Origin of the sequence: Chromobacterium sphagni, assembly GCF_001855575.1 — a bacterium.
Taxonomy (GTDB): Bacteria; Pseudomonadota; Gammaproteobacteria; order Burkholderiales; family Chromobacteriaceae; genus Chromobacterium; species Chromobacterium sphagni.
The window spans coordinates 2,375,296-2,393,808 of record NZ_MKCS01000001.1 but is presented as its reverse complement, the minus strand read 5'-3'; the positions used below and the strand labels follow the sequence as shown (position 1 = coordinate 2,393,808).

The window sequence follows — 18,513 nt, the reverse complement described above, 5'->3', positions numbered from 1 at the left end:
GCGAGCCCCCCGGCTCGGCGATCCGGCCCTATACCGGTCGGGTCGTGCGCATTGTACACGACCCGGCTCCCATCAACCGTGCAACGCGCGCTTGTCGGCGGCGAGCGCGGCTTCGTGGATCACTTCCGACAGCGACGGGTGGGCGTGGACAATGCGCGCCAGGTCTTCGCTGGCGGCCTTGAACTCCATCGACACCACGCCTTCGCTGACCAGCTCGGACACCATCGGGCCTATCATGTGCAGGCCCAGGATGCGGTCGGTCTTGGCGTCGGCCAAAATCTTCACCGTGCCCTGCGCCATGCCCAGGCCCAGCGCGCGGCCGTTGGCGCCGAAGCCGGAAGTGCCCTTCTTGTACTCCACGCCTTCCGCCTTCAACTGCTCTTCGGTCTTGCCGACCCAGGCGATTTCCGGCGAGGTGTAGATCACCCACGGAATCACGCCGAAATCGACATGCGGCTTCTGGCCGGCGATGCGCTCGGCCACCGCCACGCCCTCTTCCGACGCCTTGTGCGCCAGCATCGGGCCGCGCACCACGTCGCCGATCGCCCATACATTGGGCAGATTGGTGCGGCAGTGCTCGTCCACCGCGACGAAACCGCGCTCATCCAGCTGCAGGCCGACGGTCTCGGCGCCCAGGCCCTGGGTGTGCGGCACGCGGCCGATGGAGACGATCAGCTTGTCGAATTCCGCCTTGACCGCTTCGCCGTTCAGCTCGTAATTGACAACGACGCTCTTCTTGCCGGCCTTGATCTCGCCGATCTTGACGCCCAGCTTGATGTCCAGGCCGGTGTCGCGGGTCAGCGTCTTGAACGCTTCCTTGGCGATCTGCTGGTCGGCCGCCGCCAGAAAGGTCGGCATCGCTTCCAGGATGGTGACTTCCGCGCCCAGGCGCTTCCATACCGAACCCATTTCCAGGCCGATCACGCCGGCGCCGATCACGCCCAGGCGCTTGGGCACGGCGGTGAGCGCCAGCGCGCCCTCGTTGTCCAGCACCAGCTGGTTGTCGGTCGCCAGGCCCGGCAGCGCGCGCGGGCTGGAGCCGGTGGCCACGATCACGTGGGCGGCTTCCAGCGTGTCCACCACCGCGCCATTGTCGGTGACTTCGATCAGCCACTTGTCGCCCTGGCGGCCCTTGAAGGCGGCCAGGCCGTGCACATTGGCCACCTTGTTCTTCTTGAACAGGAAGCTGATGCCGGCGGCGTTCTTGGTGATGATGTCGGTCTTGCGGGCCAGCATCTGGCCCACGTCCATCTTGGCGCCGGAGACGCTGATGCCGTGCTTGGCGAAGTCGTGCTGCACCGCGTGGAAGTTTTCCGACGACTGCAGCAGCGCCTTGGACGGAATGCAGCCCACATTCAGGCAGGTGCCGCCCAGCGAGGCCTTGCCTTCCGGGTTCTTGAACGCGTCTACGCAGGCGGTATTGAAGCCCAGCTGGGCCGCGCGGATGGCGGCCACATAACCACCGGGGCCGCCGCCGATCACTACAACATCAAACTGTTGGCTCATGGGATTTCCCTTGAATCAGGCCTTGCTCACTTTGAACAGCAAGACCCCGAAAGCGATCATGAACAGAGCGATGACGATCTTGCCTACCCGGCTGTAGCCGTCCTCGCGCACGCCGCGCCGATGCTTCTTCCAGGTGAGGAAGAGCAGCACCACGCCGGCCAGTATCGAGGCGACGCCGTAAAACCAGTCAGGCAGATCCATTCATGCTCCGTTCTTGCAGATTCGGACAGGCCGGCTTGCGCCGGCCCGACGTGTTACAGGTCGAGAATCAGACGGGCCGGGTCCTCGATGGCGTCCTTGATCGCCACCAGGCTCAGCACCGCTTCGCGGCCGTCGATGATGCGGTGGTCGTAAGACTGGGCAAGATACATCATCGGGCGCACCACCACTTGACCGTTCTCAACCACGGCGCGCTCCTTGGTGGCGTGCATGCCCAGGATCGCCGATTGCGGCGGGTTGATGATGGGAGTGGACATCATCGAACCGAAGGTGCCGCCGTTGGAGATGGTGTAGGTGCCGCCAGTCAGCTCTTCAACGGTCAGCTTGCCCTCCTGGGCGCGCTTGCCGAATTCGGCGATCTGCTTCTCGATGTCGGCCAGGCTGAGCTGGTCGGCGTTGCGGATCACCGGCACCACCAGGCCGCGCGGGCTGCCCACCGCCACGCCAATGTCGAAGTAGCCGTGGTAGATGATGTTGTTGCCATCGACCGAAGCGTTGACGATGGGGTATTTCTTCAGCGCGGCGACCACGGCCTTGACGAAGAAGCCCATGAAGCCCAGCTTGATGCCGTGCTCTTTCTCGAAGCGGTCCTTGTACTTGGCGCGCAGATCCATCACCGGCTTCATGTTCACTTCATTGAAGGTGGTGAGGATGGCGTTGGTTTGCTGCGACATGATCAGGCGTTCGGCCACGCGCTGGCGCAGACGCGACATCGGCACGCTCTGTTCCGGACGGCCGGACAGGATGGAGGCCACGTTGACGGCGGACGGGGTGGACGACAGCGCCGCGCCGGCGGACGCGCCGATCACCGGGCCGGCTTGCGACGGCGCGGCCGGCTTGGCGGCGGCCTGCACGTCTTCCTTCAGCACGCGGCCGTCGCGACCGGAGCCGGCGACATTGGCCAGGTTCACGCCGGTTTCCGCGGCCAGCTTGGCGGCGGACGGCATGGCGGCTGCGCCGGCAACCGGGGCGGCGGCCTGCACCGGCGCCGGAGAGGCTGCGGGCGCCGGAGCCGCGGCGGCTGCCGGAGCGGCGTCGCCGGCCTTCGCGGCGGTGTCGATCTTGGCGATCAACTGGCCGGACACCACGGTGGCGCCGTCCTGCTCGATGATCTCAACCAGCACGCCGGCTTGCGGAGCCGGCAGTTCCAGCACCACCTTGTCGGTTTCCAGGTCGATCAGGTTTTCGTCGCGCTTGACGAATTCGCCGACCTTCTTGTGCCAGCTCATCAGCGTGGCTTCGGATACGGATTCCGGCAATTGCGGGACTTTGACTTCAATCAGCATGTTCTTCTCCATGGCGGGGCGGCGGCCATGCCGCCCCTGATCTTTCTCGTAGGCTCAGCGGGCTACCGACATTGCTTCTTCGACGAAGGCTTTCAGCTGGGCGACGTGCTTGCTCATATACCCCACCGCCGGCGAGGCCGACGACGGACGACCGGCGAACGACAGCTGCTGCTTGGCGGAAAGCAGGCCTTCCAGGCGGTGGCGGATCTGGTACCAGGCGCCCTGGTTGCGCGGCTCTTCCTGCACCCACATCACTTCCTTGGCCTGGGTGAAGCGCGCCAGCTCGGCGGCCACCTGCTCGGTCGGGAACGGGTACAACTGCTCGATGCGGACGATGGCGACCTCGTCCTCCAGGCCGCGCTCCTTGCGGCCGGCGGCGAGGTCGTAATACACCTGGCCGGCGCACAGCACCACGCGCTTCACCTTCTTCGGGTCCTGCACCGTCGCGTCGCCGATCACCGGGCGGAAGCTGCCGCTGGTGAAGGCTTCGATCGGGCTCATGGAATCCTTGAAGCGCAGCAGGCGCTTGGACAGGAAGATCACCAGCGGCTTGCGGTACGGACGCAGCACCTGGCGGCGCAGCATGTGGAACATCTGGCTGGCCTCGGACGGCATCACTACCTGCATATTGTGCTCGGCGCACAGCTGCAGCCAGCGCTCCAGGCGGGCGGAGGAGTGCTCCGGGCCCTGGCCGTCGTAGCCGTGCGGCAAGATGGTGGTCAAGCCGCACAGACGGCCCCACTTGGTCTCGCCGGAGGAGATGAACTGGTCGATGGCCACTTGGGCGCCGTTGGCGAAGTCGCCGAACTGGGCTTCCCAGATCACCAGCTGGTCCGGAGCGGAACAGGCGTAGCCGTACTCGTAGGCCAGCACCGCTTCCTCGTTCAGGATGGAGTCGATCACCAGGAAGTCGGCCTGGTTGTCGGACATATTGCGCAGCGGCACATAGGCGCCCTGGTCCCAGCTCTCGCGGTTCTGGTCGTGCAGCACCGAATGGCGGTGAGAGAAGGTGCCGCGGCCGGAGTCCTCGCCCGACAGGCGCACGCCGAAGCCGTTGGTCACCAGCGAAGCGTAAGCCAGCGTCTCGGCCATGCCCCAATCGACGTTCTGCTCGCCGGCGGCCATCGCCTTGCGCGCCGCCAACACTTTCTGCACGGTCGGATGCAGCTTGAAGCCGTCCGGTAGCGCGGTGAACTTGTCGGTCAGGCGCTGGATGTCGGCCTGCGGCAGCGAGGTGTCGGTGGGATGCGCCCAATGGGTGCCCAGATACTGGCTGAAGTCCAGCGCATGTTCGCGGCGGTAGTTGGTGAGCGCGGTCTGTTCGACGTGCTCGCCCTTGTCCAGCGCGTCGCGGTAGGCCTGGATCTGCGCGTCGGCCTCTTCGGACTTCAGCACGCCCTCCTGCACCAGACGCTCGGCGTACATGGCGCGCACGCCCTGATGCTTGGCGATCTTCTTGTACATCATCGGCTGGGTCAGGAAGGGATCGTCGCCCTCGTTGTGGCCCAGCTTGCGGTAGCAGACCAGATCGATGACCACGTCCTTCTTGAAGGTCATCCGGTAATCCAGCGCGGCCTGCATCACGTAGCAGACGGCTTCCGGATCATCGCCGTTCACGTGCAGGATAGGCGCTTCGATCATCTTGGCCACGTCGGTGCAATACATCGTAGAACGGATATCGCGGGTGTCCGAGGTGGTGAAGCCCACCTGGTTGTTGATGACGATGTGGATGGTGCCGCCGGTGCCGTAGCCGCGGGTCTGCGACAGGTTGAAGGTGCCCTGGTTGACGCCCAGGCCGCCGAAGGCGGAGTCGCCGTGGATCAGCACCGGCACCGCGGACTTGCGCTCCGCGTCCTTGCGGCGGTCCTGGCGGGCGCGCACCGAACCCTCGACCACCGGGTTGACGATTTCCAGGTGCGACGGGTTGAACGCCAGCGACACGTGCATCGGGCCGTCGGCGGTCGGGATGTCGGACGAGAAGCCCATGTGGTACTTCACGTCGCCGGAAGCCATCTGCTGGGCAGCCTTGCCTTCGAACTCGGCGAACAGGTCGCGCGGCTGCTTGCCCAGGGTGTTGACCAGCACGTTCAGGCGGCCGCGGTGGGCCATGCCGATGATCAGTTCCTGCACGCCCTGGGTGGTGGCGTTCTGGATCAAGTGGTCCAGCGCGGCGATGGCGGATTCGCCGCCTTCCAGCGAGAAACGCTTCTGGCCGACGTACTTGGTGTGCAGGTAGCGTTCCAGCGTCTCGGCCGCGGTGATCTGCTTGAGGATGCGCTGCTTCTTGGCCGAGTCATAGCGCGGCGTGGACAGGTCGCCCTCGAAACGCTTCTGCACCCAGTGCTTCTCGTCGGACTGGGTGATGTGCATGAACTCGACGCCGATATTGCCGCAGTAGGTCTGCTTCAGGCGCGCCAGGATGTCGGACAGCGGCAGCCTCTGCGGGCCCACCAGCGAGCCGACATTGAACTGCACCGCCATGTCGGCATCGGTCAGGCCGTGGGTGGCCGGGTCCAGTTCGCGCACGGTCTGCTGATCCATGCGTTTGAGCGGGTCCAGATTGGCCTGGCGCGAGCCCAGCACGCGGTAAGCCGAGATCAGCTTGAGCACGCCCACCTGCTTTTGCATCGCCTCCCAGTCGGCGGCGCTGCTGCGCGTGCCGGACTGGGGCTTCTTGGCCAGCTGGATGAACGACTCCTGGATAGGCTGGTGCGGCACGTCGCGCTCGGCGGCGCCCGGCGACTGGGCCAGCTTGTCGAAATAGTCGCGCCATTCTTGCGGAACGGCATTGGCGTCAGCGAGGTACTGTTCGTACAGCTCCTCGATGAACGGCGCATTCCCACCGAACAGGTAAGAATGGCTGTACATGGATTGCATCATGGTCTGGCTACCCTTTTGTCTTACGTTGCAGCATGGCTCAAAGCGCTTGGGCAAGGGCTGCCTTGCCCCAGCGCTCTGAAAAAAGGGCTGGCTGAAGCCCCCGCTCCAGCCAACCCCGCGTTCAGGCGGTCAGCGCTTGGCGACTTCCACGAAGTCGCGGCGCGGCGAACCGGTGTACAGCTGGCGCGGACGGCCGATCTTCATGCCCGGATCGGCGATCATCTCGCTCCAGTGGGCGATCCAGCCCACGGTGCGGGCCAGCGCGAAGATAGGCGTGAACATCGACACCGGGATGCCGATGGCCGACAGCACGATGCCGGAGTAGAAGTCCACGTTCGGATACAGCTTGCGCTCGATGAAGTACGGGTCGTTCAGCGCGATCTTCTCCAGCTCCATCGCCAGCTTGAACTTCGGGCTGTCGCCCAGGCCCAGTTCCTTCAGCACGTCGTCGCAGGTTTGCTTCATGATGGCGGCGCGCGGGTCCATGTTCTTGTACACGCGGTGGCCGAAGCCCATCAGCTTGTAGCGCTTGTCCTTCACGCCCTGCATGAAGTCGGCCACGTTCTCGACGCTGCCGATCTCGTCCAGCATCTTCAGCACGGCTTCGTTGGCGCCGCCGTGCGACGGGCCCCACAGGCAGGCGATGCCGGCGGCGATACATGCGAACGGGTTGGCGCCGGAGGAGCCCGCCAGACGCACGGTGGAAGTGGAGGCGTTTTGCTCGTGGTCGGCGTGCAGGGTGAAGATGCGGTCCATGGCGCGGGCCAGCACCGGATTCACCTTGTACTCTTCGCACGGGGTTGAGAACATCATGTGCAGGAAGTTTTCCGCGTAGGTCAGGCCGTTTTTCGGGTAGGAGAACGGCAGGCCCTTGTTGTAGCGGTAAGCCTGGGCGGCGATGGTCGGCAGCTTGGCGATCAGACGGTGCGCCGAAATGCGGCGGTGCTCCGGATTGGAGATGTCCAGCGAGTCATGGTAGAACGCCGACAGCGCGCCCACCACGCCCACCATCACCGCCATCGGATGCGCGTCGCGGCGGAAGCCCTTGAACAGGCTCATCAGCTGGTCGTGCAGCATGTTGTGACGCATCACGCCGCGCTCGAACTCCTTGTGCTGCGCCGCGGTCGGCAGCTCGCCGTTCAGCAGCAGGTAGCACACCTCCAGGTAGTCGCTCTTCTCGGCCAGTTGCTCGATCGGGTAGCCGCGGTAGTACAGGTGGCCCAGATCGCCATCTATGAAGGTGATGCCGGATTCGCAGCTGGCGGTCGCCAGGAAGCCCGGATCGAAGGTGAACATGCCGGTTTTGCCAAAGGAGCGGATGTCGACGACGTCCGGACCCAGCGTGCCCCCCAGGACCGGCAGGTCCATGGAGTCCTTACCCTCGTTGTAGCTGAGCGTGACTTTGCGATTAGTTTCCACAGCAATACTCCCAGTCGGTTTATATCGTTGTTGTTGGAGTGGTTTCAGGTTTCGGCCGTCACAGCGATCTGAGGATCACCACAATGGCCATCTCTTCCGGATCCTCGAGATCGGCCTTGCCGCTGACGATATCCAGAAAATCGGTGTCGGCCAGATCCAGCAGCCTGCGGTAGGCCTCGAACTCGGCCGGGGCCAGCCGTCCGAACGGGCCGGCGAGGAATTTCTCCAGCACCAGGTCCAGTTCGAGCAGCCCCCGGCGCGAGCGCCAGCGCATCCGTTTCAGCTCTATCGGATCGAAAGTCGTCATACCGCGCGCTTGACCATCAGGTCCTTGATCTTGCCGATGGCCTTGGTCGGATTCAGATTTTTCGGGCATACGTCCACGCAGTTCATGATGGTGTGGCAACGGAACAGGCGGTACGGGTCCTCCAGATTGTCCAGCCGCTCGCTGGTGGCTTCGTCGCGGGTGTCGGCGATGAAGCGGTAGGCGGCCAGCAGGCCGGCCGGGCCGACGAACTTGTCCGGATTCCACCAGAACGACGGGCAGGAGGTCGAGCAGCAGGCGCACAGGATGCACTCGTACAGGCCGTCCAGCTCCTTGCGGTCTTCCGGCGACTGGCGGCGCTCGCGTTCCGGCGGCGGCGTGTCGTTGATCACGTAAGGCTTGATCGAGTGGTACTGCTTGAAGAACTGCGCCATGTCGACGATCAGGTCGCGCACCACCGGCAGGCCTGGCAGCGGACGCAGCTCGATCGGCTGTTTCAGGCCGCGGAAGTCGGTCAGGCAGGCCAGGCCGTTCTTGCCGTTGATGTTCATCGCGTCGGAGCCGCAGACGCCTTCGCGACAGGAGCGCCGGAACGACAGCGTGTCGTCCTTGGTCTTCAGCTTGACCAGCGCGTCCAAGAGCTTGTGCTCGGTCGCGTCCATCTCGATGCTGATGTCCTGCATGTACGGCTTGGCATCCTGGTCCGGGTTGTAACGGTAGATGCGGAATTTGATGGTATCGGTAGTCATCTCTGGTTCAACCCTTAGTAGGTGCGGGCCTTCAGCTTGATCGTGTCGACGGTCAGCGGCTTCATGTTCACCGGCTTGTATTCCAGACGGTTGCCGTCGCGGAACCACAGCGTGTGCTTCAGCCAGTTGACGTCGTCGCGGCCGTTGGGCGTAGCCTCGGTGTCCAGCGCGTCGTCGCGGACGTGGGCGCCGCGCGATTCGGTGCGGGCGTTGGCGGAAATCATGGTCGCCTTGGCCACTTCGATCAGGTTTTCCAGCTCCAGCGCCTCGATGCGCGCGGTGTTGAACACCTTGGACTTGTCGCCGATCTCGGTCCGCGCCACCATTTTTTCCACTTCCAGGATGCGCTCCACGCCCTCGGCCAGCATGTCCTTGAAGCGGAACACGCCGCAGTGGGTCTGCATGGTGCGCTGCAGTTCGGCGCGCGCCTCGTGCACCTGCACGCCGTCGGTCTGGTTGTCCAGGCGGGCGACGCGGGCGATGGAACGCTCGACATCGGCCTCGGCCAGGTCCGGCAGGTCCTCCGGCTGCTGCTTGATGAACTCGATCATCGAGTTGGCCGAGCTCTTGCCGAATACCAAGAGGTCCAGCAGCGAGTTGGTGCCCAAGCGGTTGGCGCCGTGCACCGAGGCGCAGGCCACTTCACCGGCTGCGTAGAAGCCGTGCACCGGCGCGCCGTGGATCACCACTTCGCCGTGGTAGTTGGTGGGAATGCCGCCCATCTGGTAATGGCAGGTCGGCACCACCGGGATCGGCGCCTTGATCGGGTCCACGCCGGCGAACTTGATCGAGATCTCGCGGATGCCCGGCAGCTTGGACATGATCACCTCGGGGTCGAGGTGGGTGATGTCCAGCAGCACGTGATCCTTGTTCGGGCCGCAACCGCGGCCTTCGTTGATCTCGGTCACCATCGCGCGCGACACCACGTCGCGGCTGGCCAGATCCTTGGCGTTGGGCGCGTAGCGCTCCATGAAACGCTCGCCCGCGCTATTACGCAGGATGCCGCCTTCGCCGCGCACGCCTTCGGTGATCAGCACGCCCGCGCCGGCCACGCCGGTCGGGTGGAACTGCCAGAACTCCATATCCTCCAGCGGAATGCCGGCGCGCGCCGCCATGCCGATGCCGTCGCCGGTATTGATGAAGGCGTTGGTGGAGGAGGCGAAAATGCGGCCGGCGCCGCCGGTGGCGAACAGGGTGGCCTTGGCCTGGAACACGACGATTTCAGACGTTTCCATTTCCATGGCGACCACGCCCTGCACGCGGCCTTCGGCGTCGCGGATCAGGTCCAGCGCCATCCACTCGACGAAGAAATGGGTGTTGGCGCGCACATTGCGCTGGTACAGCGCGTGCAGCATCGCGTGGCCGGTACGGTCGGCGGCGGCGCAGGCGCGGCGCACCGGCTTGCCTTCGCCGAAGTCGGACATGTGGCCGCCGAACGGACGCTGGTAGATGGTGCCGTCCGGATTGCGGTCGAACGGCATGCCGAAGTGCTCCAGCTCGACGACCACTTTCGGCGCCTCGCGGCACATGAATTCGATCGCGTCCTGGTCGCCCAGCCAGTCCGACCCCTTGACGGTGTCGTACATGTGCCAGTGCCAGTTGTCCGGCTCGGAGTTGCCGAGCGAGGCGGACACGCCGCCCTGGGCGGCCACGGTATGGGAACGGGTGGGGAAAACCTTGGACAGCACGGCGGTCTTCAGGCCGGCTTCCGACAATTGCAGCGCGGCGCGCATGCCGGCGCCGCCGGCGCCCACAACCACCGCATCAAAATGACGAACAGGTATGCCCATTACAGCCCCCAAACCACTTTAACGGAATAGATAAAACAGGAAACCAGCCATACGATGGTGAACATGTGCAGCGCCAGGCGGATGCCCACCGGCTTCACATAGTCCATCCACACGTCGCGGATGCCCACCCATACGTGCAGGAACAAGGCCAGCAGCGTGGTCTGGGTCAACACTTCCACCCAGGTGTGGCTGAACAGTTCTTTCCAGCCATCGTAGCCGGACGGCAGCGCCAGCAAAAACAGCGCCATCGCCACGGTGTAGATCACCATGACGACGGCGGTGACGCGCTGCATGATCCAGTCGCGCAGGCCGTAGCCGGCGCCGACAACGTTGCGGTTTACCATAGAGCGACTCCCCCCAGAACCACGGTCAGCACCAAGCTGACTACCAGCACGGTCTTGGCGGTCGCGCGGGCGGTCTCAAGTTCCAGACCTTTGTGAATATCGAGAAACAGGAAGCGGATGCCGGCACAGAAGTGATGCATATAGGCCCAGATCAGACCCAGCAGCACCAACTTCATCAACGGGTGCGACACCACGGCGCGGTAGGTTTCGAACGATTCGGCCGAGCTGAGCGAACCGTGCAGCAGATAGATCAATAGCGGGAGGGAAAAGAACAGCGCCACACCACTGACCCGGTGCAGGATGGAGACGAAGCCCGGCACGGGCAGTCTGATCCTGGCCAAGTCCAGATGCTTCGGTCTTTGCTTCTGCATAAGGCTTTCCTTGGATGTTTTTGTGACCACGAGGGTTACATGACGGACTGCCCACCACGGACCGCCCGCCTGGCCGGTTCTGCCCTTGTGTTCGGGCGATGCCTGCCAATACCTGGCATATTGCCGACAATTCATTTGCAATATGCGCCGGGGATTCTAACAAATCTCGGACTACCCCGTACTGCTTCCGGACCTATTTAATCTGCGTCAAACCGGCGACGCTTCAATCGTGCTTTACTGTATAAGCCAGCTGGTGCGTCAGGCAGTAGCGCTGCCGCCACTCCAGCGGCCTGCCGTCCATCGACTCCGACAAGCGCAACAGGCACAGCGCCGGCACATCTGCCACCATGCCGGTCACGCCCAGGAGCCCCGCCTCTTCCCGCGGCAGCATCTCGGCGCGGAACTGTTCGCTGCGCACCCGCAGCCGCACGCCGAAGCGCTGCTGCAAGGTGGCGTACACGCCGGCGGAGTTGCGCAGCCAGCGCGCCTCCATCCCTTCAAACGCCTCGGCCGGCAGCAGCACGTCGTCCAGCGCCACCGGCGCGCCGTGCCAGCGCCACAGCTGGCGAATTCTCAATAAAGGCGCTAAGCGCCGCAATTGCAACGCATCGGCGATGTCTTCGCTGGCATTCAGCCGCGACAGGCCGAGAAATTCGCGCGCCAGCTCGTCCGGCGGCTCGGAAAACAGGCCCGGCGTCAGCAGGACGGCGTCGCCCCAGTCGCCCGGCACCGGCGCCACATAGGTGCCGCGGCCCTGCTGCCGGTAAAGCAAGCCGGCGGACTCCAGCTCAGACAAGGCCTTGCGCACCGTGCCCTGGCTCGCGCCCAGCTCGCCGGCCAGCTCCCATTCGCTGGGCAGCGCGTCGTGCGCCCGCCACTCGCCTTCGCCCATCCGCTGCAGCAGCAGCTGTTTGACCTGGACATAAAGCGGCTGTCTTTTCAGGGTATTGGCCGTCATGATCTGTGTTTTAACACCAAACAAATCAAGCGTAAAGGCAAGTCTTATATAAGACATAATACTTAAACGGCTGTTTGACTCCACATTCTTGACCAATTAGCCCAAATCGATAAACAGCCGTGATACACTTCCTGCCACACCTATACTGCAGAGCAACATCTGCAGCTCATTATCGGATACGTCAAAGGAGACTCCGCCAATGAAAGCCCCCGTTCGCGTTGCCGTAACCGGCGCTGCCGGCCAGATCGGCTATAGCCTGCTGTTCCGTATCGCCAGTGGCGAGATGCTGGGCAAGGACCAGCCGGTCGTTCTGCATCTGCTGGATCTGCCGCAAGCCCAAACCGCGCTGAAGGGCGTGATGATGGAGCTGGAAGACTGTGCCTTCCCGCTGTTGGCAGGCATGGTAGCCACCGACGACCCGAACGTGGCCTTCAAGGACGTGAAAGTGGCCCTGCTGGTCGGCGCCCGCCCGCGCAGCAAGGGCATGGAGCGCAAGGACCTGCTGGAAGCCAACGGCGCCATCTTCACCGTGCAGGGCAAGGCGCTGAACGACCACGCCGCCCGCGACGTCAAGGTGCTGGTGGTGGGCAACCCGGCCAACACCAACGCCTGGATCGCGATGAAGTCGGCTCCGGATCTGGATCCGAAAAACTTCACCGCGATGTTGCGTCTTGACCACAATCGCGCGCTGTCGCAAATCGCCGCCAAAACCGGCAAGCCGGTGGCCGCGATCGAGAAGCTGGCCGTGTGGGGCAACCACTCGCCGACCATGTACGCCGACTACCGCTTCGCCACCATCGATGGCCAATCGGTCAAGACCCTGATCAACGACGACGTGTGGAACCGCGACGTGTTCCTGCCCACCGTCGGCAAGCGCGGCGCCGCCATCATCGAAGCGCGCGGCCTGTCGTCCGCCGCCTCCGCCGCCAACGCCGCCATCGACCACATCCGCGACTGGGTGCTGGGCAGCAACGGCAAGTGGGTGACCATGGGCGTGCCGTCCGACGGCTCCTATGGCATCCCGGAAGGCGTGATGTACGGCGTACCGGTTGTGTGCGAAAATGGCGAATACAAACGAGTTGAAGGCTTGGAAATCGACGCGTTCAGCCGCGAGCGGATGGACCTGACCCTGGCCGAACTGGAAGAAGAGCGCGCAGCCATCGCTCACCTGTTTGGCTGATACCCGAGCCGGATCGAAGAAAGCGCACCGCAAGGTGCGCTTTTTGTCTTTGATCAAACCAGAATTTCATATTTGAATTTACTAATATCGACTGCCATTTGGAGTAGAGCATGATTGAAGTTGAAGTCCTGAACCAAATCGCGGCCAAGATCGAAGACCTGGCCGCCCGCGCCGCCGACATTCGGGGGTATCTTTGACTACGACGGTAAAAAAGACCGTCTGGAAGAAGTCTCCCGCCTGACCGAAGACCCGGATATCTGGAACGATCCCAAGCGGGCGCAGGATCTGGGCCGCGAGCGCAAACAGCTGGAAGACGTGGTGCTGGTGCTGGACGGCATCAACGCCACCCTCGCCGATAGCCGCGAACTGTTCGACATGGGCAAGAGCGAGGACGACGACGACACCATCTTCGCGGTGCAGGCCGATCTGGAAGATGTCGAGGCCAAGGTGGCCAAGATGGAATTCCGCCGCATGTTCCATGACCCGATGGACCCCAACAACTGCTTCCTGGACATCCAGGCCGGCGCCGGCGGCACCGAGGCCCAGGACTGGGCCGGCATGCTGCTGCGGATGTACACCCGCTACGCCGAGCGCAAGGGCTTCAAGGTGGACGTGTTGGAAGTGTCCGAAGGCGAAGTGGCCGGCATCAGCAGCGCCACGCTGAAGATCGAGGGCGAGTACGCCTACGGCCTGTTGCGCACCGAAGTGGGCGTGCACCGCCTGGTGCGCGTGTCGCCGTTCGACTCCAACGCCCGCCGCCACACCTCGTTCTCGTCGGTCTTCGTCTACCCGGAAGTGGACGACAGCTTCGAGATCGACATCAACCCGGCCGATCTGCGCGTGGACACCTATCGCGCATCCGGCGCCGGCGGCCAGCACATCAACAAGACCGACTCGGCGGTGCGGATCACCCACATCCCCACCAACACCGTGGTGCAGTGCCAGAACGACCGTTCCCAGCACCGCAACCGCGACGAGGCGATGCAGATGCTGCGCGCCAAGCTGTACGAGCTGGAACTGAAGAAGCGCAACGAAGCCAAGCAGGCGCTGGAAGACACCAAGACCGACGTGGGCTGGGGCCACCAGATCCGCTCCTACGTGTTCGACCAGTCCCGCATCAAGGATTTGCGCACCAGCCACGAGGTGGGCAACATCAAGGGCGTCATGGACGGCGACCTGGACGGCTTCATCGAAGCCAGCCTGAAGCACGGCGTCTAAGCCAAACCGGCCGGCTCCCCAGGGGGCCGGCCAAGCCGTTTTTATTGTTTTGCCGCAGGAAACCAACCCGGCACGGAGTCATCATGTCTGATCACGAACAAGCACAGGCGCAAAGCCAAGACGAAAACCAGATCATGGCGGAACGCCGCCTGAAACTGCAGGCGATCCGCGAAAAAGGGATCGCCTACCCCAACGACTTCAAACGCAGCCACTTTGCCAAACCGCTGCAGGACGACCACGCCGCTAAAGAAGCCGAAGCGCTGGAAGCCGAGAAAATCGAAGTCGCCGTCGCCGGCCGCATGATGCTTAAACGTGTGATGGGCAAAGCCAGCTTCGCCACCATGCAGGATGTCAGCGGCCGCATCCAGGCCTTCATCTCCCGCGACAACGTCGGCGAGGACATCTACGCCGACTTCAAGCGCTGGGACATGGGCGACATCATCGCCGTCAAGGGCCTGCTGTTCAAAACCAAGACCGGCGAACTGACCGTGCAGGCCACCGAAGTGCGCCTGTTGTCGAAGAACATCCGTCCGCTACCGGAAAAATTCCACGGCATGACCGATCAGGAACAGAAATACCGCCAGCGCTACGCCGACCTGATCATGAGCGAGGAAAGCCGCGCAACCTTCATCAAGCGCTCCAGGATCGTGCAGAAGATCCGCGACGTGATGGTGGGCGAAGGCTATCTGGAAGTGGAAACCCCGATGATGCACCCCATCCCGGGCGGCGCCACCGCCAAGCCGTTCGTCACCCACCACAACGCGCTGGACATGCCGCTCTACCTGCGCGTGGCTCCGGAGCTGTACCTGAAGCGCCTGGTGGTGGGCGGCCTGGAGCGCGTGTTCGAGATCAACCGCAACTTCCGCAACGAGGGAATGAGCACGCGCCACAACCCCGAGTTCACCATGATCGAGTTCTACGAAGCCTACAGCGATTACCAGCGCATGATGGAGATGACAGAAACCATCATCCGCCAGTGCGCGCTGGTGTCCTGCGGCTCCACCACCGTGTCCTACCAGGGCAAGGAAGTGGACCTGGGCAAGCCGTTCGACCGCTTCACCATCGTCGGCGCGATCAAGCACTACAACCCGCAATACACCGATGCGCAGCTGTCCGACGCGGCCTGGGTGGCCAGCGAGATCAAGCGCCTGGGCGGCAAACTGCCCCCGGCACCGGGCCTGGGCAGCTTGCAGCTGGCGCTGTTCGAAGAATGCGCGGAATCGCTGTTGTGGAACCCGACCTTCATCGTCGACTACCCGGTTGAAGTCTCCCCGCTGGCTCGCGGCTCCGACACCCAGCCGGGCCTGACGGAGCGTTTCGAGCTGTTCATCGTCGGCCGCGAGCACGCCAACGGCTACTCGGAGTTGAACGATCCGGAAGACCAGGCCGCGCGCTTCCAGGCGCAAGTCGCCCAGAAGGACGCCGGCGACGACGAGGCGATGCACTACGACGCCGACTACATCCGCGCGATGGAATACGGCCTGCCGCCGACCGGCGGGTGTGGCATCGGCATCGACCGTTTGGTGATGTTGTTGACGGATGCGCCTTCTATCCGGGATGTGATCTTGTTCCCGCATATGCGTCCGGAGTAAGATTTAGCGAGCTTACATTGGGCTAAAGAAAAGCCGCTCACTGCAAGGTGAGCGGCTTTTTTTGGCTTCTAAATGTGGTCTGGTACCTATTTCATGGATGCAGATTATTTAAATTGAAAGTCTAACATTTTATAATTTGATACATCCCAACTTATTGACAAACAAGTTATTCAAAAAATTGTCGCATGTACTATACTCATGAGACATTCGTAAGGAGTTCATCATGAAAGTAGCTCGTAGCAAGCGCCTCGAGACTGTCTTGAAGGACCCTCAAGCCTCGAAGCAGTTACGTGAATTTCTTGCGTCAGCAACAATTGGAAATTCAAGCCAAGAAATTCAAACCACTGATTCCAAAGGAAAATCCATTGGTTATTTTGCAAAACTAATCCCCATCGATGGTAAAGAAAAATGAATATTGCTTTCCCTGCAATATTCCTATTTCTTATAATATCTCCTGGATTTTTCTTTCGACATCACAAGCAAAGAAGTGAAGTTCGCAACTTTGATCACTCACCTTTTAGCGTTACGGCCTTACAAGCAATTCTATCGGCATTTATTATTAACGGCTTTGTTTTATATATCGCACGGCCACTAGGCTATGAAATTGAGCTTGGAGATCTTGTTTGTTTATTGACAAGTAGCAATTGCAGCAAAAATCTAACTAATGAGGTATCCTTCCTCAATTCACACCCTAATGCTATTCTACTTTACTTCATTTCCACACATGCTCTCGGGATTCTCGCTGCACTTACATGGAGGGAGATTATTGTCAGGTATTTTAAGCTAGAAAGACGTGGATGTTGCCTATCCTATATAGCACGAGGCTCAGCACCATGGTATTACCTTTTCAAAGGACTAGATCACTCTTACGATCCTGACGGCGTCGTTATTTCTGCAGTAATCTCACTAAAAGATTGCTCGATTCTATACATGGGATTATTGTATGACTACACAGTAAATGATGCCGGCGAGTTAGATAGAATAATGATAAATGGAGCCCAACGTAGAAAGTTTGAAAATGATGGAAAGTATAACAGAGCCTTAAAATCATTCAAAAAAGAATCATCCCGCTTTTACCCAATCAATGGTGATATTCTAATTCTCCCTTACAGTCAAATTAGTACTCTAAACATCTCTTATCTCAAGCTTTCCTCAGCCGAAGAGGATGGTTCGTAGGCCGAAGCTTTGACTGAGCCATGCAAAGCCCAATATTTACCACATCATACGAATTGATTTTTCGTCCGCTGCGCGGACAGATCATTAAGTGCCGGTTCCGCCCGGCTGGACGGGTCCATTTCTTTTGCTTCGCCAAAAGAAATGGACGAAAGAAAAGGCGACCCAGCAGTGCTGCAAAACCCCGCCTCCAAAGTCATTTTCAAGGAGCCTCCGAAACTACATGCGTGCGAACCTTTGATTCGCCCAGCAGTACGCGCTACCGTCGCGCGGCGTCGAACAACCCGCGTCTTAAAACCTTGAAAATGGCTTCAGAGTCGGCTTACGTTGATGGCATAGTGGAAAGTTGATTCATATCTACTCCACTGCCATTTTTCTTTCAGAATTACTCATAAATACAGTCATACAATTTTGGATATTCGATATTACTCATGAAACCATCAGATTACGACCTGCATCTAGACAAACTCAAAACCAACTCAGTTGACAGACTGCTATGTCGAGAAGACTTCTCACTATCTGCTTTTAATGAGCTCTATCAATATCTTCGTCAAAAAGCGGTAGGAATGAGAAGCGAACACGCTATTTCAAAACAGATCATCGCAACAATATTTGCAGCGAAAAATGCCATGGAAAATAGCTCATCAATAAATATTGAGGTACGCAACAACATTGATTTAGCGAATAAGTTTCTCCTCCTGCTAGAAATGATTGCGAAAGACGAGGAGCCTATGGACAGAAAGCCCGGTGTTCCTCGCATTATTTAATAGAACCGTAAGTTGGACAAAGTCACGCGAAGCCCTACGCTTACCGAGCAATACTGATTGGTTTTGTGTCCGCTCCGCGGACAGATCATTAAGTGCCGGTTCCGCCCGGCTGGACGGGTCCATTTCTTTTGCTTCGCCAAAAGAAATGGACGAAAGAAAAGGCGACCCAGCAGCGCTGCGAAACCCCGCCTCCGAAGCCCTTTCCAAGGCGCCGCCAAACTCGCGGGGCGCTAACGTCGCCCCGCTCAAACAGACGGCGGCTTAAAACCTTGGAAAGGGCTTCGGAGTCGGCTTGCGCTGATGGGATAGGGGCAAGTCGGTTCGGTTCTAAGCGTAGGGTGCCGTCACCCCGCAGGGGCGACGCACCGCTTGCCTGCCTACTTGCCTGTTTTCTCCAGGGCCGTAGGTGTTGCATCCCGGACGATTATCTGAGCGGTAGCTTCAAAGCTTGCCCACCCGCTTTCTCCATGCCGTTACCCGTGGGCAAATCAAGATTTGCCCACCCTACATTGCTGACCCCACCCATGCGCTATTCATCGCTCACAAAACGCAAACCGTTTGCGACGCGCCCGAATCCCTTCAAGCCTGCCGCCGGGGGCAGGCCCGAGGTCTTAAGCGGCTGCTTGTTTGAGTCCCGCGACGTTAGCGCGGGACGAGTTCAGCCGCGCCTCGGGCCTGACGGGAACCGGCGGGGAGCCGCAGGCCAGGCTTGCAGGGTGGCCTTTAGGGGTGGAGGGGATATTTGGCCAAGCAAATATCCCCTCCCTGCCGCCGGGCAGCCCCGGCAATCCTAATC

17 protein-coding genes are annotated in these 18,513 nt (G+C 61.2%); 6 read left to right on the top strand and 11 right to left on the bottom strand.

Features of this window, described 5'->3' with window-relative positions; genetic code table 11:
* Nucleotides 1–72: 72 nt before the first annotated feature.
* The 11 genes from lpdA to BI347_RS11245 form a co-directional block, all read right to left on the bottom strand.
* On the bottom strand, nt 73–1,506 hold the full coding sequence (gene lpdA / locus BI347_RS11295; protein ID WP_071112663.1) for a dihydrolipoyl dehydrogenase: 1,434 nt from the start codon (nt 1,504–1,506) through the stop codon (nt 73–75).
* 15 nt (nt 1,507–1,521) lie between these two features.
* Nucleotides 1,522–1,707, bottom strand: coding sequence for a hypothetical protein (locus tag BI347_RS11290; RefSeq protein WP_071112662.1), 186 nt, complete (start codon nt 1,705–1,707; stop codon nt 1,522–1,524).
* A 53-nt stretch (nt 1,708–1,760) separates the two neighbouring features.
* Nucleotides 1,761–3,011 carry a 2-oxoglutarate dehydrogenase complex dihydrolipoyllysine-residue succinyltransferase gene (gene odhB / locus BI347_RS11285; RefSeq protein ID WP_071112661.1) on the bottom strand — a complete coding sequence of 417 codons (1,251 nt, stop codon included), beginning with the start codon at nt 3,009–3,011 and terminating at the stop codon, nt 1,761–1,763.
* Nucleotides 3,012–3,065: 54 nt separating this feature from the next.
* The gene (locus tag BI347_RS11280; protein ID WP_071112660.1) at nt 3,066–5,891 is read right to left on the bottom strand and encodes a 2-oxoglutarate dehydrogenase E1 component; all 2,826 of its coding nucleotides are present in this window, start codon (nt 5,889–5,891) and stop codon (nt 3,066–3,068) included.
* 129 nt (nt 5,892–6,020) lie between these two features.
* Entirely contained in the window at nt 6,021–7,310 is a 1,290-nt protein-coding gene (gene gltA, locus BI347_RS11275; protein ID WP_071112659.1) for a citrate synthase, read from the bottom strand.
* A gap of 58 nt (nt 7,311–7,368) precedes the next feature.
* On the bottom strand, nt 7,369–7,617 hold the full coding sequence (locus BI347_RS11270) for an FAD assembly factor SdhE (RefSeq protein ID WP_071112658.1): 249 nt from the start codon (nt 7,615–7,617) through the stop codon (nt 7,369–7,371).
* Nucleotides 7,614–8,324, bottom strand: coding sequence for a succinate dehydrogenase iron-sulfur subunit (locus tag BI347_RS11265; RefSeq protein WP_071112657.1), 711 nt, complete (start codon nt 8,322–8,324; stop codon nt 7,614–7,616). The genes BI347_RS11270 and BI347_RS11265 overlap by 4 nt, the downstream gene beginning before the upstream one ends.
* A gap of 14 nt (nt 8,325–8,338) precedes the next feature.
* Nucleotides 8,339–10,114 carry a succinate dehydrogenase flavoprotein subunit gene (gene sdhA / locus BI347_RS11260; RefSeq protein ID WP_071112656.1) on the bottom strand — a complete coding sequence of 592 codons (1,776 nt, stop codon included), beginning with the start codon at nt 10,112–10,114 and terminating at the stop codon, nt 8,339–8,341.
* Nucleotides 10,114–10,458, bottom strand: a complete 345-nt coding sequence (sdhD, locus tag BI347_RS11255; protein WP_071112655.1) for a succinate dehydrogenase, hydrophobic membrane anchor protein — start codon at nt 10,456–10,458, stop codon at nt 10,114–10,116. The genes sdhA and sdhD overlap by 1 nt, the downstream gene beginning before the upstream one ends.
* On the bottom strand, nt 10,452–10,829 hold the full coding sequence (sdhC, locus tag BI347_RS11250; RefSeq protein ID WP_071112654.1) for a succinate dehydrogenase, cytochrome b556 subunit: 378 nt from the start codon (nt 10,827–10,829) through the stop codon (nt 10,452–10,454). The genes sdhD and sdhC overlap by 7 nt, the downstream gene beginning before the upstream one ends.
* A gap of 223 nt (nt 10,830–11,052) precedes the next feature.
* The gene (locus tag BI347_RS11245) at nt 11,053–11,787 is read right to left on the bottom strand and encodes a GntR family transcriptional regulator (RefSeq protein WP_071112653.1); all 735 of its coding nucleotides are present in this window, start codon (nt 11,785–11,787) and stop codon (nt 11,053–11,055) included.
* Between the two features lie 199 nt (nt 11,788–11,986).
* On the opposite strand from BI347_RS11245, the gene BI347_RS11240 reads away from it, so the two are divergent.
* The 6 genes from BI347_RS11240 to BI347_RS23560 all read left to right on the top strand — a co-directional run bounded on the left by BI347_RS11240 (nt 11,987) and on the right by BI347_RS23560 (nt 17,717).
* The gene (locus tag BI347_RS11240) at nt 11,987–12,967 is read left to right on the top strand and encodes a malate dehydrogenase (RefSeq protein WP_071112652.1); all 981 of its coding nucleotides are present in this window, start codon (nt 11,987–11,989) and stop codon (nt 12,965–12,967) included.
* A gap of 110 nt (nt 12,968–13,077) precedes the next feature.
* Nucleotides 13,078–14,185 (top strand): peptide chain release factor 2 gene (prfB, locus tag BI347_RS11235; protein ID WP_139166937.1). Its coding sequence is split into 2 segments (ribosomal slippage): nt 13,078–13,161 and nt 13,163–14,185, totalling 1,107 coding nucleotides; the frame shifts between segments, so codons are not numbered across the junction.
* 83 nt (nt 14,186–14,268) lie between these two features.
* Nucleotides 14,269–15,777, top strand: a complete 1,509-nt coding sequence (gene lysS, locus BI347_RS11230) for a lysine--tRNA ligase (RefSeq protein ID WP_071115897.1) — start codon at nt 14,269–14,271, stop codon at nt 15,775–15,777.
* A gap of 223 nt (nt 15,778–16,000) precedes the next feature.
* Complete coding sequence (locus BI347_RS23570) at nt 16,001–16,189, top strand: hypothetical protein (RefSeq protein WP_139167209.1); 189 nt, start codon at nt 16,001–16,003, stop codon at nt 16,187–16,189.
* Nucleotides 16,186–16,953, top strand: coding sequence for a hypothetical protein (locus BI347_RS23565; protein WP_139167208.1), 768 nt, complete (start codon nt 16,186–16,188; stop codon nt 16,951–16,953). The genes BI347_RS23570 and BI347_RS23565 overlap by 4 nt, the downstream gene beginning before the upstream one ends.
* A 428-nt stretch (nt 16,954–17,381) precedes the next feature.
* Entirely contained in the window at nt 17,382–17,717 is a 336-nt protein-coding gene (locus BI347_RS23560; RefSeq protein ID WP_139167207.1) for a hypothetical protein, read from the top strand.
* The last annotated feature ends 796 nt before the right edge of the window (nt 17,718–18,513 follow it).

Coding starts and splice junctions, on each gene's coding strand:
- BI347_RS11245 (WP_071112653.1), bottom strand. CDS start 11,787: ATGACGGCCAATACCCTGAAAAGACAGCCGCTTTATGTCCAGGTCAAA.
- lpdA (WP_071112663.1), bottom strand. CDS start 1,506: ATGAGCCAACAGTTTGATGTTGTAGTGATCGGCGGCGGCCCCGGTGGT.
- BI347_RS11270 (WP_071112658.1), bottom strand. CDS start 7,617: ATGACGACTTTCGATCCGATAGAGCTGAAACGGATGCGCTGGCGCTCG.
- BI347_RS23565 (WP_139167208.1), top strand. CDS start 16,186: ATGAATATTGCTTTCCCTGCAATATTCCTATTTCTTATAATATCTCCT.
- sdhD (WP_071112655.1), bottom strand. CDS start 10,458: ATGGTAAACCGCAACGTTGTCGGCGCCGGCTACGGCCTGCGCGACTGG.
- BI347_RS11240 (WP_071112652.1), top strand. CDS start 11,987: ATGAAAGCCCCCGTTCGCGTTGCCGTAACCGGCGCTGCCGGCCAGATC.
- BI347_RS23560 (WP_139167207.1), top strand. CDS start 17,382: ATGAAACCATCAGATTACGACCTGCATCTAGACAAACTCAAAACCAAC.
- sdhC (WP_071112654.1), bottom strand. CDS start 10,829: ATGCAGAAGCAAAGACCGAAGCATCTGGACTTGGCCAGGATCAGACTG.
- sdhA (WP_071112656.1), bottom strand. CDS start 10,114: ATGGGCATACCTGTTCGTCATTTTGATGCGGTGGTTGTGGGCGCCGGC.
- lysS (WP_071115897.1), top strand. CDS start 14,269: ATGTCTGATCACGAACAAGCACAGGCGCAAAGCCAAGACGAAAACCAG.
- odhB (WP_071112661.1), bottom strand. CDS start 3,011: ATGCTGATTGAAGTCAAAGTCCCGCAATTGCCGGAATCCGTATCCGAA.
- BI347_RS11290 (WP_071112662.1), bottom strand. CDS start 1,707: ATGGATCTGCCTGACTGGTTTTACGGCGTCGCCTCGATACTGGCCGGC.
- BI347_RS11265 (WP_071112657.1), bottom strand. CDS start 8,324: ATGACTACCGATACCATCAAATTCCGCATCTACCGTTACAACCCGGAC.
- BI347_RS23570 (WP_139167209.1), top strand. CDS start 16,001: ATGAAAGTAGCTCGTAGCAAGCGCCTCGAGACTGTCTTGAAGGACCCT.
- BI347_RS11280 (WP_071112660.1), bottom strand. CDS start 5,891: ATGATGCAATCCATGTACAGCCATTCTTACCTGTTCGGTGGGAATGCG.